Source organism: Mucilaginibacter gossypii (assembly GCF_900100945.1).
In the GTDB taxonomy this organism is placed as follows: domain Bacteria; phylum Bacteroidota; class Bacteroidia; order Sphingobacteriales; family Sphingobacteriaceae; genus Mucilaginibacter; species Mucilaginibacter gossypii.
On the sequence record NZ_FNCG01000001.1, the window covers coordinates 466,876 to 483,325 of the forward strand.

Annotated in this window: 17 protein-coding genes; 11 read left to right on the forward strand and 6 right to left on the reverse strand. The window is 41.2% G+C overall.

The features are described 5' to 3' along the window. Window positions 1-18 precede the first annotated feature (18 nt). Entirely contained in the window at window positions 19-1,011 is a 993-nt protein-coding gene (locus BLS28_RS02045) for a hypothetical protein (RefSeq protein ID WP_090527015.1), read from the reverse strand. A gap of 37 nt (window positions 1,012-1,048) precedes the next feature. Continuing rightward, complete coding sequence (gene hscA / locus BLS28_RS02050) at window positions 1,049-2,905, reverse strand: Fe-S protein assembly chaperone HscA (protein ID WP_091162645.1); 1,857 nt, start codon at window positions 2,903-2,905, stop codon at window positions 1,049-1,051. Window positions 2,906-3,088: 183 nt separating this feature from the next. Between hscA and BLS28_RS02055 the strand changes: the two genes are divergently transcribed. The 5 genes from BLS28_RS02055 (at window position 3,089) to BLS28_RS30715 (ending at window position 7,777) form a co-directional block, all read left to right on the forward strand. After that, on the forward strand, window positions 3,089-4,039 hold the full coding sequence (locus BLS28_RS02055; RefSeq protein ID WP_091162646.1) for an aldo/keto reductase: 951 nt from the start codon (window positions 3,089-3,091) through the stop codon (window positions 4,037-4,039). A gap of 275 nt (window positions 4,040-4,314) precedes the next feature. After that, window positions 4,315-6,072: an ATP-binding protein gene (locus tag BLS28_RS02060; RefSeq protein WP_091162647.1), complete on the forward strand. Its 1,758-nt coding sequence runs from the start codon at window positions 4,315-4,317 to the stop codon at window positions 6,070-6,072. Window positions 6,073-6,162: 90 nt separating this feature from the next. Further along, the gene (locus BLS28_RS02065; RefSeq protein ID WP_091162648.1) at window positions 6,163-7,047 is read left to right on the forward strand and encodes a helix-turn-helix domain-containing protein; all 885 of its coding nucleotides are present in this window, start codon (window positions 6,163-6,165) and stop codon (window positions 7,045-7,047) included. Window positions 7,048-7,051: 4 nt separating this feature from the next. Continuing rightward, complete coding sequence (locus tag BLS28_RS02070; protein ID WP_091162649.1) at window positions 7,052-7,459, forward strand: DUF983 domain-containing protein; 408 nt, start codon at window positions 7,052-7,054, stop codon at window positions 7,457-7,459. 165 nt (window positions 7,460-7,624) lie between these two features. Further along, window positions 7,625-7,777, forward strand: coding sequence for a hypothetical protein (locus BLS28_RS30715; RefSeq protein ID WP_167516102.1), 153 nt, complete (start codon window positions 7,625-7,627; stop codon window positions 7,775-7,777). A gap of 74 nt (window positions 7,778-7,851) precedes the next feature. Here the strand turns inward: BLS28_RS30715 and BLS28_RS02075 are convergent, their stop codons facing one another. Beyond that, window positions 7,852-8,154, reverse strand: coding sequence for a hypothetical protein (locus BLS28_RS02075; protein ID WP_091162650.1), 303 nt, complete (start codon window positions 8,152-8,154; stop codon window positions 7,852-7,854). 254 nt (window positions 8,155-8,408) lie between these two features. Further along, complete coding sequence (locus BLS28_RS02080; protein WP_091162651.1) at window positions 8,409-8,909, reverse strand: hypothetical protein; 501 nt, start codon at window positions 8,907-8,909, stop codon at window positions 8,409-8,411. Between the two features lie 79 nt (window positions 8,910-8,988). On the opposite strand from BLS28_RS02080, the gene BLS28_RS02085 reads away from it, so the two are divergent. The 6 genes from BLS28_RS02085 (at window position 8,989) to BLS28_RS02110 (ending at window position 13,595) form a co-directional block, all read left to right on the forward strand. After that, window positions 8,989-9,633: an HAD family hydrolase gene (locus BLS28_RS02085; protein WP_091162652.1), complete on the forward strand. Its 645-nt coding sequence runs from the start codon at window positions 8,989-8,991 to the stop codon at window positions 9,631-9,633. A 229-nt stretch (window positions 9,634-9,862) separates the two neighbouring features. Further along, complete coding sequence (locus BLS28_RS02090; protein WP_091162653.1) at window positions 9,863-10,837, forward strand: ABC transporter substrate-binding protein; 975 nt, start codon at window positions 9,863-9,865, stop codon at window positions 10,835-10,837. Then, the gene (locus BLS28_RS02095; RefSeq protein WP_091162654.1) at window positions 10,838-11,707 is read left to right on the forward strand and encodes an ABC transporter permease; all 870 of its coding nucleotides are present in this window, start codon (window positions 10,838-10,840) and stop codon (window positions 11,705-11,707) included. Next, window positions 11,704-12,453, forward strand: coding sequence for an ABC transporter ATP-binding protein (locus tag BLS28_RS02100; protein WP_091162655.1), 750 nt, complete (start codon window positions 11,704-11,706; stop codon window positions 12,451-12,453). Before BLS28_RS02095 ends, BLS28_RS02100 begins: the two co-directional genes overlap by 4 nt. A gap of 34 nt (window positions 12,454-12,487) precedes the next feature. After that, complete coding sequence (locus BLS28_RS02105; protein ID WP_091162656.1) at window positions 12,488-12,733, forward strand: hypothetical protein; 246 nt, start codon at window positions 12,488-12,490, stop codon at window positions 12,731-12,733. Between the two features lie 340 nt (window positions 12,734-13,073). Next, entirely contained in the window at window positions 13,074-13,595 is a 522-nt protein-coding gene (locus BLS28_RS02110) for a tetratricopeptide repeat protein (RefSeq protein WP_091162657.1), read from the forward strand. A 328-nt stretch (window positions 13,596-13,923) separates the two neighbouring features. Here BLS28_RS02110 and ctlX read toward each other — a convergent pair whose 3' ends face one another. Together ctlX and BLS28_RS02120 are read right to left on the reverse strand one after the other, a co-directional pair. Then, window positions 13,924-14,841: a citrulline utilization hydrolase CtlX gene (ctlX, locus tag BLS28_RS02115; protein ID WP_256337320.1), complete on the reverse strand. Its 918-nt coding sequence runs from the start codon at window positions 14,839-14,841 to the stop codon at window positions 13,924-13,926. A gap of 92 nt (window positions 14,842-14,933) precedes the next feature. Then, window positions 14,934-16,379: an arginine deiminase family protein gene (locus tag BLS28_RS02120; protein WP_091162658.1), complete on the reverse strand. Its 1,446-nt coding sequence runs from the start codon at window positions 16,377-16,379 to the stop codon at window positions 14,934-14,936. Window positions 16,380-16,450: the final 71 nt, after the last annotated feature.

The following is a 16,450-nucleotide window of genomic DNA, read 5'->3' on the forward strand; positions in this document are numbered from 1 at the left end:
AAGTCTTATAGTTCATCACTACTGGTACTGAATATAAATAGGGGCAGGCTTCAGACTTAACACTTCCTTAGGCGTAAGCATCCTGTGTGGTTCGTTTTTTAAGTCGTTTTTATAAAAAAGTTTAAAGCCGGTGAACTGTACAGGCTCTTCTGAAATAAAATATTTGTAAGTGCCTTTTTTAAGTTCCGGACCACCCCAGCCATCCATATCCATCACTACCTGTACTTCGGGACGTAATTTAATATCCTTGTAGTTGGTTACCATGCGTTTGGTAAAGCGGTGTACAACAAATATTTTAGGTGGGAGGTCATTCTTTTTTGCCAGTTTGGCCAGGTAGCCGGTTACGTAGTTAATATCATCGGCATCAAAGGTACCTATGCGTTTGCCGGGCACACTGCCTTCCTTCATAGAAAATTCCGGGTCGATGCCTAAATGAACGTTTGGCATCTTCATGTATTTCTCTAATAAAGGCAATTCGGTTTGTACTGTGCTGAAGCCAACCTGGATATCTAAAAACACAAGTGCATTGATGCTTTTTGCCCAGCTAATCACGGTATCAATCTGGCTAAAGGGCATCCGTAAGTTATGCAGACCATTACGGCCGGCATCAGCCTGGGCCGTTACGCAGATATAATGTAAGGCCGGTACCACGTTAGTAGCTGTATCAGCCTTTTCCCAGTTCTTTACCTCTTCCTTTAATTTATTGAGCATGGTTTTGCGTGGGTATTGGCCCAGCACGCCCATGTTTTTTGAATAGAGGTTACCATAAAACGCTACAATGCGGTTAAATGGTAAAATAGCTCCGGGAAGCGGATATTCTTTGGTTTTTACCGGCCAGCGACCACTTTTATCGCCATTGGCCAGTTTTTTCATCAGCGAATCGTACTTTAAAGTATCCAGCATGGATGACCTTGCCGACGTATCGCGGAAATGTTTGCGGGTTGTAGAACAGGCCGTATTAGCAACGGCAATAAAAATAAACAGGGCTAAAGCAGAAATTGTCCTTTTCAAATTTTAAGATTTTTGACTTAATGAGCAATATCTGTGCCTATTCTATACTTTTGCCCTTCATAGCTGTACTTATTGCCTGATCCATTAAGCGTTCGGCAAACGGACGAGTGAACTCGTTAACCTCATCAATCGTTTTTAAAATCAGGTCTTTATCGTCGCTGGTGAGGGCCTCTTTCAGTTTCTGAACAAGTTTGGTAGTATCGGCAATTTCTGTAACCGAAACATAATCAGCATTTTTTTGCAGGAAGCGTTCAACGGTATAAACCATTTGTTCGCCTTCAGTGCGCGCCTCAATAAGCATCCGCTGATTTACATCATCTTTGGCGTGGGTAATGCTGTCCATCAGCATTTGTTCCACCTGTTCGTCGGTAATGCCATAGGTTGGTTTTACTTCAACCTCCTGCTTTACGCCCGAACGTAGTTCGATGGCCTGTATGGTTAGGATACCGTCGGCATTTAATAAAAAGTTAATATCAACTTTAGGGAAACCTGCAGGCATGGAAGGGATGCCTTTTAAATCAAACTCGGCGAGTTTACGGTTTTCTTTGATCAGATCGCGCTCGCCCTGGTAAACGGCAATTTTCATGTTTACCTGTCCGTCTATTGATGTCGTATATTGCCTGCCTCCCTTGGTTGGCACCTTGGAATTACGGGGAATAATAACATCCATCAGGCCGCCCATGGTTTCAATACCTAAGGACAGGGGGGTAACATCTAATAGTAAAATATCTTTACGGTTGCCTGCTAAAATATCGGCCTGTATGGCGGCGCCTAAAGCAACTACTTCATCAGGGTTCACATCATCATGCACCGGGCGACCAAAAAACTCAGCAACCATACGTTTAACCAATGCCGTACGGGTTGAGCCGCCAACCATAACCACTTCATCAATTTGATCGATAGTTAGTTTTGCATCCTTAAGCGCGTTTTGGCAACTGGTGATGGTTTGCTGTACTTTTGGTAATATCAGTTCTTCAAAAGTAGTGCGGTCAAGTGTACACCAGATCTCGCCGATTTTATCATTAACCAAGCTTTGGTGTGCGAAGGCTTTTTTGGCTTCTTCGGCCTTTAGGCGCAGTTGCTGGGCCAGTTCGGTATTGGCAAGCACTTCGGCTTTATTAAGCTGGTTTTTCTCAATCCAGTAATCAACAATAATACGGTCGAAATCGTCGCCGCCTAAAAATGTATCGCCATTGGTAGATAGTACTTCAAAAATGCCGTTTTGTATTTGCAATATGGACACATCAAAGGTGCCGCCGCCAAGGTCATAAACTGCTATAGTTTTAGTTTCTTCGGGGTTTAGGCCTATCCCATAAGCCAAACTTGCCGCGGTAGGTTCGTTAACTATCCGCAACACATCAAGCCCTGCAAGTTTACCAGCATCACGGGTGGCCTGGCGCTGCGAATCATTAAAATATGCCGGAACAGTGATCACAGCACGGTTAACCGGGGTTTTAAGGGCATGCTCGGCACGGGCCTTAAGCTCTTTCAATATCTGGGCCGATAGCTCGATAGGGGTGTAAAATTTATCGCCTACTTTGATCTTTACCAGGCTTTCGGTATCGTCGTCAATTACTTTATAGCTAAAAAAGTCTTTGTAGTTTTCAATATCGTGGTAACTGCGGCCAAGCAAGCGTTTAACCGAAAATATTGTATTTTGTGGATCGGTTATCAGGAACTCTTTTGCCTCATTACCAACCAGCACATCGCCTGCATCACCAAAATGAACTACAGAGGGCACCAATACACCTTTGCCTGCATCATTAATTACCTGCGGGTTTTTACCAGGGTTGATGAATGCTACCAGCGAGTTAGTGGTACCCAGATCGATGCCTACAATGATCTCTTCTTTTTGCAATGAGCCTGTTGCCAGGTTGATAGAAACTTTAGCCATTATATTAAGTTAACAAAGCGCAAATGTACTTAGTTTTGGTTGAGGATATGTCTTCTCAATCTCTAATTTGTTAAGTTTTGTGCGTTTTGTAACATCATCGCAGGTTGAGCCTTTATTTCATTATACTGTCAAACAAATACGCTTAACACCGCTTTATCCCTGTAATACCCTAAATAAATTATTATGAAAAATCGTGAATTAGGAGCATCCGGCATATCAACAGCGCCATTGGTTTTTGGCGGCAATGTGTTTGGGTGGACTGTTAAAGGTAAAGATACGGGCCTTTTACTGGATGCATTTGTGGATGCCGGGTTTAATACTATCGATACTGCTGATGTTTACTCGCGCTGGGTTGAGGGCAATAAAGGCGGCGAGTCGGAAACCGAAATTGGTAACTGGCTTAGGCAAAGCGGCAAACGCGATAAAGTAGTTATAGCCACTAAAGTAGGCGCCGAAATGGATTCGGGCAGCAAAGGGCTTAAAAAGGATTACATTATTAAATCGGCCGAGGCTTCATTAAAGCGCTTGCAAACCGATTACATTGATTTGTATCAAACCCATTACGACGATCCCTCAACCCCGGTTGAAGAAACCCTGCGTGCTTATGATCAACTGGTGCAGGATGGTAAGGTGAGGGCTATAGGTACTTCCAATATGTCTGTCGAACGTTTGCATGAGTCGCTCAAAACGAGTATTGAAGAAGGCCTGATAGCTTATCAAACGCTTCAGCCCGAATATAACCTGTTCGACAGGGAAAAATATGAAACCACTTACGAGCCCTTTATTAAAGAGCAAAACCTTGGGGTGATCAGTTATTTTTCGTTGGCCAGCGGTTTTTTAAGCGGCAAATACCGTTCGGAAGCCGACCTGAAGGGAAGCAGCCGCGCGGGGATGGTTAAGAAATATCTTAACCAAAGAGGCTACAGGATATTAAAAGCCCTGGACGACCTTGCCGGGCAGTATCAAACCAGTCAGTCGGCAATTGCACTGGCGTGGTTAATTGCGAGGCCCGGTATTACAGCACCCATTGTTAGTGCCACCAGTTTGGAGCAGCTTAATGATCTTGTTGTATCAGCCGCTTTGAAATTAAATAATGAAGCTATTGAAATGCTGAATATCGCCAGTGTTTATTAAATATTAATTTATATTTCACTATATATAACAGCGCGCTTTTTAAATGAAAGCTGCGCTGTTTGCTTTTAGTTACCTGATTAGCATTCCAATCACTTACTTTGGATTACTTAATAATTACATTGATTTTTTAAATTAATTATTAAACAATAATATCCTGTTTTTTACTTTTTTAAACACTAAAGTTTTAAATATTTCCTAAAAAATAGTTTATTTACTAAACCGAACTCCCTGTTTTTGAGTATAAAGAGTTCTCTCTAATTAATTTTTTATTTTAAATGGAAAAGCTGAAGCGGATTATTGGCTACGGGATGCCTGATTTGTCGCTGGAGAATAAGCTGTTTAATGCGCTCTCATTATTCATTTGTGCCAGCAGCGTTTTTTCGCTAATCTGCAATTTGTTTTTAGGCTTAAGTTATAAGCTTGAGCTTGTTGAGCTTTTTGTGATACTGATGTCGGGCTGGGCTTTTTACAGGAGCAGGTTCGTAAAGTATAAAGAGGATGCAACCCTCATTTACATTTGCTTAGGGCTGTTTGCAATTATTCCGGGCTGGTTTTACAATGGCGGTATCTCCGGATCAACAACGCTTTCGGGAGTCTTTTTTATTGTACTTATAACCCTGCTTGTAAAAAAACGATATCATTATATTTTTATCGGCGCGCTAATAGCTATATTTTTAGGATGCTACTTTATCGAAAAACATTTTCCTGGTTTAGTACAGCCTTATGATAGTACCGCGTCAAAAGAATCTGACCTCATCACTTCGGCTGTGGTAAACATATTGACTGTTGGGCTGCTGGTAGGTTTTATTAAAAAAAGCCACGAAACCGATAAGCGCGACCTGATTCGTAAGGGTGAAGAGCTGCAAGCTTCTCAAATTGAACTTTCGGCCTCACGTGACCAGGCTGAGGCGGCCACGTTTGCCAAATCGAACTTTCTGGCCAATATGAGCCACGAAATTCGCACGCCACTTAACGGTATCATCGGTACCGCCCAATTGCTATCACGTACTAATTTACAGCCCGAGCAGCAGGAACTGCTTCAAACTTTACAATCGAGCAGTAATTTATTGATTAACATCATCAGTGATATTCTTGATATTTCAAAAATCGAAGCAGATAAACTGGTCCTTCACCCGGTTTCAACGCATTTGCGTAACTGCATAAAAACAGTTATTGAAATTACTGAACCGGCCATTACATCCCTTCACAAACCCCTAAGCTTAACCTATGATGTTGATGCTAATGTGGCAAACTATGTAATAGCAGATGAGGGCAGGCTTCAGCAAATCCTGGTTAATTTGATCGGAAATGCCATTAAGTTTACCGACGAAGGTTCGGTAAGTTTACGCGTCACAGCATCTGAGATCAGGAACAACGTCCAGGACATAACCTTTAGCATCAAAGATGACGGGATTGGCATAAGTGAAGAGGCATTAGCACAGTTATTTAAACCATTTACACAGGTAAATACTACCGCCTTGCGCAAATATGGCGGTACGGGGCTGGGCTTATCCATTTGCAAAAAACTTGTGGAGATGATGCACGGCAGAATCTGGGTAGAAAGTAAGGAAGCCCAGGGCTCATTGTTTAGCTTTACCTTGCCTTTACATGTTACCTATGGCATTATTGAACCGGAGATGCAACCGGATGAAAAGGAAGCTTTTCAGTACCGGCCGTTACGCATTTTATTAGCCGAGGATAATAAAATGAACCAGTTAATAGCCAGTAAGATTTTTAAAAAGGTTGGTTATAATATTGATATTGCCGAAAATGGATTGGCCGCGGTAAATATGGTTGAGCAGTGTAACTACGATCTGATATTCATGGACATTCAAATGCCCGAAATGGATGGTTTACAGGCTACCCGCCATATATTAACAAAGCATGGTAAAGGCGCTCCGCCTATTATTGCCATGACAGCCAACGTGCTTAGCGAAAATGAGCGTGAATGCACCCAGGCCGGTATGAAAGATTTTGTAAGTAAACCTTTTACTTTTGAACGGCTGGAAGATATCATCCAAAAATGGACGTGATTTATTAAAAAATTGTCAATCGTTGATTAGTACCATACAAAATAAAAATAGTACCATTAAGGGCAAAGCTATTGTGTGTAGTTTTGTGTCATGTTACAAAGCATTCCCACAATTGATATTTGCACACTTGCCGATGATATTAAACAGGACGACATCCTGATCAGCAGGTTTGCGTCTTATCTGGATGCTCATAAAAACCTTTTCTTCCCGCACCGCCACTCGTTTTACCACCTGGTATTGTTTACTGATGGCGGAGGATCACATACCATTGACTTTGAAAGCTTTGAGGTAAGGCCGGGGCAGATTTACTTTATGATTCCCGGGCAGGTGCATTCATGGGCTTTTGAAGGTTTTACTGACGGTTATATTATCAATTTCTCAAGCTCGTTTATCCAGTCGTTTTTATTACGCTCAGGCTACTTTGACAATTTTAACTTTTTGAACGGCAATCCAAAGGATGAGGTGGTTGACTTACCTGCCAACCAGTTACCCGAAATCATTACCCTTTTTGAAAGGATTGTATCTGAAGTTGAAAAGCCTGCAGTTTTGGGTAGCGATATGGTAAGGGTGCTTATGCTTCAGCTTTTCATTCTAATAAATCGTTGCCAGGGCAAAGGCGATAGCTTTGGCAAACAGGGCTATAATCAAACGCTGATCCGTAACTTTCAGAAGCTGATTGAACAGCATTATATCGATGTAAAGCTCCCTAAAGATTATGCAGAACTGCTTTATATTACCCCCAATCATTTAAACGCGGTATGTAAAGATGTGCTTGGCCTGTCGGCAGGAGAGGTGATCCGTAACAGAACTTTGCTTGAAGCAAAAAGGCTATTGACCAATCCGCGACTTAATATAAGTGAGATAGCTTTTAACCTAAATTTTAGTGATAACTCCTATTTTACCAAGTTCTTTAAAAAAATTGAGGGCATTACCCCCGAAGAATTCAGAAAAAAAACCTTAAACAATAAATCATAACGTTATGGAAACCCCTAAATATAAATTATCCGCCTGGTCTGCCTTTGTAAACGCCAAATGTCCGCGTTGCAGGCGCGGCGACCTGTTTGCTACCGGTATGTATGAATTTAAAGGACAGGAGATGCATAAAACATGTTCACACTGCGGCCTGGTGTATGAGCGTGAACCCGGTTATTTTTATGTAGCCATGTTTGCCAGTTATGCGCTTAACGTTGCTGAGATGGTTACACTAGCAGTTGCTATCAGCGTTTTAACAGGCAGCAGTAACCCCTGGTTGTATGTAACTATTATTTTAGGAGTAGCGGTAGTTTTAGCGCCATTTAATTTCAGGTATTCAAGGGTGATGCTTTTGCACTGGCTTACACCGGGCTTACATTATCATCCGGAGATGAGCGAGGATAAAACGAAATAATTTAATTGACTGAAATACATACAGATGCCCTTGATTAAAAAATTAAGGGCATTTTCATTTAAACCAAAATCCGCCGCTACAGTCATAATAATAACAAGCTTGATTTATATAAATTAAATAAGTATTTGAAATTAAGCTGTTTATAATTGCTTAAAATCTATTATCATGAAAGCGAAACTTAAATCACTGAAAGCCGATCTATATAATGTATTTGTAGTTGGGAATGCCGATGACAGACAATTGGCAAAAGCATACTTTTTGTTGGCTATCCCTTTATTCGCGATATTTTTTGGCCTGGGTTCATTTCCCAAATTCTGATCATAAAAAAACAGTCGGAGCGTTCTGCTGCGACTGTTTACAACTGTTCCTAACTAACTAACTATTAAACTAAATTATTTTTCTATTGGGTTAAGGCCCAGGTAATTTGCGGCAATAAATAAATTGTTATTGATTTTGTGCCAGGCCTGGTGGTTGCCGCTTGTATACCGGTTTAAAACATCACGGTAATAAGAATCCGAGAATGTGAGCCGGGTGTTTGTTTCTGAATTATACAATGAATCTTTGCCTAAGTAGATGCCGCTGCGTTGCGCAGGTTTATCGATTTTTTTTTCGGGTGTTGAGGAAAACATATTGGCACAAGCTACCAAAATGAGAGATGTCCCAACCAAAACAAGAAAATGGTAAAATAATTTCATAAGCAAGGTATAAGTCTTTAAAAGATGCCTCCGGATGTTCAGAAACATATTATGCTCCAAAAATAACCAACGCTATATAAAAAGTAATCAGGGATTTCACCGTTTTGCGTACGTAGTTTTACGCAATTTTTAATAGATGACGGCGAATATTTAAATGTACAAATAAAAAATCCATTATGTTACAAATTCTTTAAAAAAATTATGCCAGGCTGTTGGTAAGAGTTGGCCTGGGCACTATTTTTGATATGAACATATTACAAACTTTCTTCCTCAATATACCGGTGTTTTAACAGCCGATATTTTGATATAGCCTTTTTAACTTTTAAAGCAGAAAGTTTATACTCCAGTAAAGTACCCAAAGCAAACATAAAAAGAAAACCAGGCGGGTAAATCAAAGCCTCAATCGTACCCTCGCCGATGGATGCGGAAATAATACCGGCTGCAATCCCAATTACCAGCAATACTAACACTGCAGTACTCATGTTACTCAGCCTTAACCTGTAAAATAAATCAGTTGTGTTACGGGGTAGGTTGATAATCAGCTTTGGGAGATAGCGATCTATAAACGTGCGTGGGCGGGTAAAATGTATGTTGCGATTGCCTTCATAACCTAAAAAGATTTTATCTGCTCCCATAGATACTTCTGATGATATAAAATCGAAATTAGTTTCACGCTTCGCTGCGAATTTGCGTAAAGCCTTTTCCAATTCAGCCTTTTCATCAGGGCTTAAAGAAACCGTTTTAATTGTGATCATGGTTTTATTCAGTTAAAGTAGCAAATAAATTAACATCATTATGCAAGGCGGCTAATAAACTTTTACTTTTGCCGGCGATATGAATGATTCGCTTAAAAATAAATACGACAGCATAATTTTTGACCTTGATGGTACCCTTTGGGATAGTACCGCTAATGTTGCCCTTGCATGGCAGGCGGCAATCAGTAAGGTAGAATATATTAACGAGGAAATGACGCAGGAACGCGTGCGTTCTATTACCGGCATGACCTACGATGCAATTTTTGATAAGTTATTCCCTGATCTTAATGCAGAGCAACGCAAAGAAGTGCAGGCTCTTTGTGCCGTAAGTGAATTGGAGATCCTGTTCACCAAAGGGGGCGAACTTTACCCTCAACTGGAAGATACCCTTAAATACCTTGCTGCAAATTACAAACTTTATATAGTGAGCAATTGTCAAAACGGTTATATCGAACTGTTTTTGGATCTGAACCAATTGCATGGCCATTTTCTTGGACACCAGTGTTTCGGCACAAAAGGGAACCCTAAGGCCGATAATATCAAAGATGTGGTTAATGATCACCAATTGAAAGCCCCGGTTTACGTAGGTGATACCATGGGCGATTATAATGCCGCCAAACAAGCCGGTGTACCTTTTATTTTTGCAAATTATGGTTTTGGCGTTGTGCCTGATGGCATGGTAGCAACCATCAGTAATTTTGCCGGGCTTAAAGAGCTGCTTTAAACTAATTGTGTTTTAATCATATTAGGGTTGAATAGTTGTTAAGCTCGTTGCCTGGAAAGGTAATGCAGTAAATTATTATACATAATTAAACGACTTTGTAATTGGCTTGCCGGTTTGGCTTTGTGTGTTCTGCTTTAAGCTTTCGTATAATGATAATCTTATTGTAAAACAATTTTCGGGTTTTGCCATTGTACTTTCAGCTTTACGGCTAAAAAGTTAATTTAGTAAAATGAAGTTTATCAAATATCTGCCGGTAGCTATAGTACTTGTTTTTTTCGTATCCTGTAAACCCAAAACCAAATCAATGCAGGTGCCTGTAGTTGGTTTTGTTGATGCTTTTGAAGATGCCACCATATCACAGGCCCGCAAAGGTTTTACTGATGCCTTGAACAAAAATGGTTTCAGCGAAGAAAAAAAGACGGTGCAAATTGAATACAGCAATGCCCAGGGCGATATCCCAACGCTTACGCAAATCGTTAACCACTTTGTTACTGATAGTGTAAACCTGCTGGCAACTTGTACAACATTATCAACAGTAACAGCGCTTCAAAAAACAAAATATATCCCCGTTTTTGCCATGGTATCCCCAACTGCCGAACGCATGAAGGTAACTGATGCCAACGGGAAAGCGCCCGCCAACCTTTTCGGCGCAGTAGAAGAGTTAAACTATATTGATACTTCGTTCAGCATTATTCCCAAACTGCTTAAGCCTAAGGGCGCAAAACTGGTTATCGGGATGATCTATAATCAGTCGGAGCCGCAATCGGCCGATGCCTTAAACCGTATTAAATCATTGGCCGCAGGGCTAAACGTTGATATTGTAGCACTTCCGTTAAATACCTCGGCCGATGCGCAGCTGGTTACGCAGTCGCTGCTAAATAAAAACATCGACGCCTTTTTTGCTAATCCGGACAATACCGTTTTTGCATCTTTTGAAACCATCCTAAAAAACTGTAATCAAAAAAACATCCCGATTTTTACAAGCGAAGCAGGTTTGGTACAGCGTGGAGCCGTCGCTGCTTTTGGGGCTGATATTTATCAATGGGGGTACCAGGCCGGCGAGCAGGCAGCCCAATTTCTTAAAACTCATAAAACCGATGGCCTGCAACCCGAAATGGTAAAGATAAGGAAGAGGGTATATAACCCTGCTGCTGCAAAAAAATATAATATTACCATTCCGCCAAATTTTGAGCCTGTAAAATAAATGGATTTTTACCTTACCGCTTTACTACAGGGCCTATGCTTTTCGGCCATAGCGCTGGGGATTTATATATCCATGAAAATCTTCAATATTCCGGATATCACAACCGATGGCAGTTATACACTGGGCGGCGTGGTTACGGCAGTATTGCTGACCAATCATCAGCCCACCTATGTTATTTTACCTGCTGTGATTTTGGCAGGCGCAGCAGCGGGGGCGCTTACCGGTATTATTCATACCAAATTAAAGATCAATGCACTGCTGGCCGGCATCCTGGTCATGACGGCGCTTTACTCGGTTAACCTTACTATTTTAGGCCGCTCAAATTTACCGCTTATCAATTTGCCTTCGTTATTTACTATAGTAAGTGTTGTGAGCGACCTTAATCAAAATACATTCTGGATCCTTGCCATTTTTGTTATCGTGATCACTTTTCTGATCGGCCATCTGCTCAAAACCGATTTTGGCATAGCCATGCGGGCTACTGGTAACAGTGAATCCATGATCCGTTCATTAGGCGTAAATACTGACAGGATGAAAATTACCGGGCTGGCACTGGCCAATGCGCTCACGGCTTTGAGCGGTTACCTGGTAGCCCAGTTCCAGGGTTTTGCAGATATCAGCATGGGCATTGGGATTGTGATAGTAGGGTTAGGATCGGTGATCATTGCAGAAACATTAATTAACTGGTTTAAGCTTACCTCGGTATGGTTAAGTCTGGTATTGGTATTAGCAGGGGCAGTGATATTTCAGCTGGTTTTGGCGTTTACACTCTCAGTTGGTGTCGACCCTAAATTACTTAAAATAGTTACCGCCGGTTTTGTGCTGGTAATTGTAAGCCTGCCGCGTTTATCCTTATTAAGATCATCATGATAACGATAACCGACGTGCATAAAACATTTAATAAAGGTAAAGCCAACCAGGTAAACGCGGTTAATGGCATTACACTGGAGATCAAAGACGGTGAGTTTTTGGTGATAGTTGGTTCGAATGGCTCAGGCAAGACCACCTTGCTTAATTTAATTGCCGGCAGCGTATCGCCCGATAATGGCACTATAAGTATCGACGGAAACGATGTAACCAACATGCCTGATTACAAACGCAGCCGGTGGATTGCAAGGGTATTTCAAAACCCATTGAGTGGCACTGCGCCCGATTTGAGCATATTAGATAATTTCCGGCTGGCATCTATCCGCACAAAAAGAAAAGGTTTATCCGTTGGGGTAAATGATGCTTTTAAAAAACAGGTTCAGGAAAAAGTAGCCGGCCTTGGCATGGGTTTGCAGGATAAGATAGACCAGCCGATGGGTACTTTGTCGGGCGGGCAGCGGCAGGCGCTTACCCTGCTGATGAGTGTGATGGATAGTTGTAAAGTTTTATTGCTGGACGAACCTACCGCGGCCCTCGACCCACGCTCGGCCGACGTGGTAATGCGGACAGCTGATACACTGATCCGCGAATTTAATTTAACGGCGGTATTCATTACGCATAATTTGAAGGATGCTTTTAATTATGGCACAAGAATAATACAAATGGGCGAGGGGTTGATTATTAACGACTTATCGGGTACTGACAAAGCTTCTTTAAAACAAAATGACTTGTTCGACTGGTTTGCATAAAAATTGGCAAAGTAATTGTATAGTTACCTGCACTATGAAAAACAATAATTTTGAAACCATATCCGACGCTTACCAGTTAGTAAGCGGTGCGAAAATAAAAGGCAAAAAGCACGACGAAATATTTGAACTTGGCGCATATGATGCGCTAAAGCGTGGTTACGTACTTTATCCGCTTGAACACGGCGTTAAGTTTGATGATTTCAGCGTAATGATATCTGAAAAGGAATTAAAAAATAACTTCCTTATTGAGGCAGTTAAACAAAACGCAATAGCAGCTTAATTTCAAGCTGCTATTTTTATTTGGCGCCGTTACGTCATGTAACGGCAATAAACCTCATACACAGTGCTGTTTACGTTGTGCAGCAATTTCATTTCTTGCTTTTCTCATCCAATAATTGTAGGTTTGCACATATAAAGTACAAACCGATGTTGTTTAATAAATCATTCTGCTCAATAGTAATGTGGCCCATGGTGCCGCAGCAGAAGGGTTTTGCATCGATAATTCTCTTCTCAACTCCGGTATAGCGGTTTCGAAGCACCCAAACCGATCCTACATTTACCACATTAGTTTAACATTAAGCATTACTTAAACGTAAGCTTAATTGAATTTGAAATTTTATATGGACAATTATTATTCAATAGAAGAAAAGTACCTCCGGGCTGTTGATGAACTATCGTTCGGAGAAACACCTAAGGGCTTAAACATATTAAACCAGATCATTACGGATGAGCCCTTTTTTGCAAGGGCGCATTACCAGTTGGGGATGATCTACTATTACAAGATCCAGGATTACCAAACCGCAGGTTATCATTTTAAAACCTGTATGGAGCTGGAGCCATCGTTTCCGGATAATTACACCCATTATCTTGACCTGGTAGTATTCCTGGGAATGGATAAGCTGGTTTCAACCATTTCGGCCCAGGCTTTAACCACACCGGGGGTGAACAAGGCCCGCACCTTTGAGCTGCTTGGCTTGTTTTATGAAAAACAAAAGGACTGGAATAAATCCTTAGGTTATTACCAGGAAGCCTTTATGGAAGTGACTGAAAAAGACGAGCGTAAAGATATTGAAGATAGTTTTAAACGCGTACGCTCAAAAATGAAGCAAAAACAGGCTTACCTCTATTTCATTACCGAATAAACTTGAATAGCTGTTCAAGTGGATACTTAACGAACAAGCCCCTAATAAAGGGGCTTATTCGTTAGTAAAAAAATCATAATTAATAACGTATGTTTAAAGATAAGCTATTGTCGTAAGTTGCTGTTATACAATAAAGACACAATTTTTGTGAAAAATGTGCAGAGGCTATAAATTGCATTGTAATAATTAAATTGTCCTCTTTATATCTTAATCATGATTTAGCCATGCCTAAATATTTAGTTAAGCAATTGTTATTACTCGCAGTTATAGCTGTAATTGTTTTCCTCTTCAAGTATCTGATAGCGTTGTACGCTGTTAACAGATGAATTTAAATAGCCGGTAAATGCACCTCAGCCATCATACACCTTGCACTGCCGCCGCCATTAGTTTCAATGGTATTGATATCGGCATAAACCAGCTTTCCATACTGTTGTAAAGCGGAACGCTGTGCTTCACTCAAAGCGCTGAAAGCGTTTTGCGACATCACGATCAACGTTTCGCCCGCTTTGTTTTTCACTTCAAGCATATTACCGGCAAACTGGTTCATCTGCTCAAAAGTGATTTCAATAATTTCTTTGTGCGAAGATTTCAATGAATCTATAACAGTTATCCTTTCATGTGGGTTGGGGATGCTATCCAAACAGATTACTGCAAATTCAGTTCCAATGCACATCAGTACATTGGTATGGTAAATGGCTTTCCCTTTTTCATCAACGGCCTCAAAACTGATCGGTTGATAACCAGCTTGTTCACAGAAATAGTTAAGCACCTCTTTATCTGTACGGGGCGAGAGGCAGGCGTAAGCTATTTTATTATCCCTGTCAAGCACCATACTGCCGGTGCCTTCTAAAAAGCGATGGTCATGTTCAAAGCGGCTCAGGTCAATTACATGGGCAACTTTAAATTTATCCTCCAAATCGGTTATGATATCTTCCCTGCGCTCAAGCCTGCGGTTTTCGGCCTGCATAGGGTAAAGGAAAACGCCACCGTCATTATGAAACGATATCCAGTTATTCGGAAATATCGAATCGGGCGTATAAGGCTGTAGGGTGTCATCTATAACAGTAACATCTACACTATTATGGCGCAAAATGTTAACCATACTATTAAACTCACTCAAGGCCCTTTCCTGTACACCATTTTTTTCGGCATTAGCGTTTTGAAAAGCGTTACTTGTAGCAGTTTCTTCATTAAACCCGAAATTAACCGGGCGGATCATTAATATATGTGATGTTGATTGACTCATGATTTTTGTCATTATTTCATTGAGTCATTGAGTCATTTTTTTAATAAATCATGCAAAGCAATGACTTAATGACCAGACGACTCAATGACAAATTAAATTACAGTGTCCCTGAATACCGGCATGCTCATGCAATGGAAACCACCGCGGGCACGGGAAAGTTCGGCCGACGGCATTAATATCAGCGTATCAGTTAAACTTTGTGGATCAAGTTCATTATTTTCAAATTTTTGAAGCAGTTCGGCTACCCGGATCACATTATAACCACCTTCTTTAAAAGCCTCTACAGTTTTATCATTCCGATCGTATCCAACAACAACGCCTTCTTTTAGGGCCAGCAGGTTGCAGGAGTCTGTCCACTGTTCACGGGCATCAAAGGGGAAGGTGTTGTTGCCCGAGTAAATAAACTTGGTTTTTACACCGCTTTTGAGGTCGTTCTCGCTGATGTCGGAAAGCAGGTCCTCAATACAACCAAATAGCCTTGGTTTTTCATCTTTTTCAAACTGAACAATTTCCGCCCGTTCTTTTTGTTTTTTATCAGCAAACCATGATATCGGCTCCCGCTCCTCAATAGGGGCTTCGGCCACCGCAAGCGAGCGGAGTAGTACCCAGGTATCGCGCTTTACCTGCGTAAAAACAGTATCGATATGCATATAATCACGCTTGTTTGGAATTTTTACGATGGTTACCTTCTTCACAACATCGTATTCAAACAACAGCCTGATAGCTTCATTAGCACCGCTGACAGATGTCCGCTCGCTGCAGCCAATCACTAAATGATCAGGACTTACCATCATCACATCGCCGCCTTCTAAAGTTGTGCGGCCTTCAGCGTCTTCGCCCGGACGTAAAAAATGCTGCGCGGTTTCAGGGATCTCCAAAATATTATCGCGATAAGCTTCAAACAGCGGATGATTGAAAAATATGTAACGCATCAGCAAAGTTTCGCGGAAACGGGCTTTCTTTGCCGGCTTATTGAGCAGCATATGATTATTAACCGCTATACCCAAATCCCTCGAAAAAATAAGATTGGGGATAGGGGCAAAGATCATTTCTTCGGTTGTTAACGAGCCCGAAATAAAGATTTTAGCCAGCTCAACCGGATCCGTGTCTGTAAGTTGCTGCTGCAAGCGATAGTTGCAGCTTTCAACGGCACAAACTGCAGCTACCAGTTTTTTGCGGATATCCGGCTGCTGTAAAATATCAGCCAGCAGGGTTTGGATCTCGATAACTTTATCTGACGAATGGAAGCCTGGATTATCAGGTTTAAAAAATGAACGGCGGGTTGCTTCATCATCAATTTGATTAAGCTTGCCTTTTATTTTGTCGGGGTCAAGAAAATAGAGCAGGAGCTTTACATAATAATCGTATTCATTCCGGCGCACGGTATCCAGGTGAATTATATCTTCAAAAAGCCAGTCCTGCGCCTTTGAAGGCACAACTTTGCCTAAACCGCTATCCGGACTATGAATAAGCAATGTGCGGAGTGTGCCAATTTCGGAGGTTACATCTATTTTAAAATCGGAGTTGGTTATTGTCATAAAACACTATAATCGTAACACAAATCTATCAGAAATTAAATTACAAAACGGGCTTACCCGGCAAAATTAGG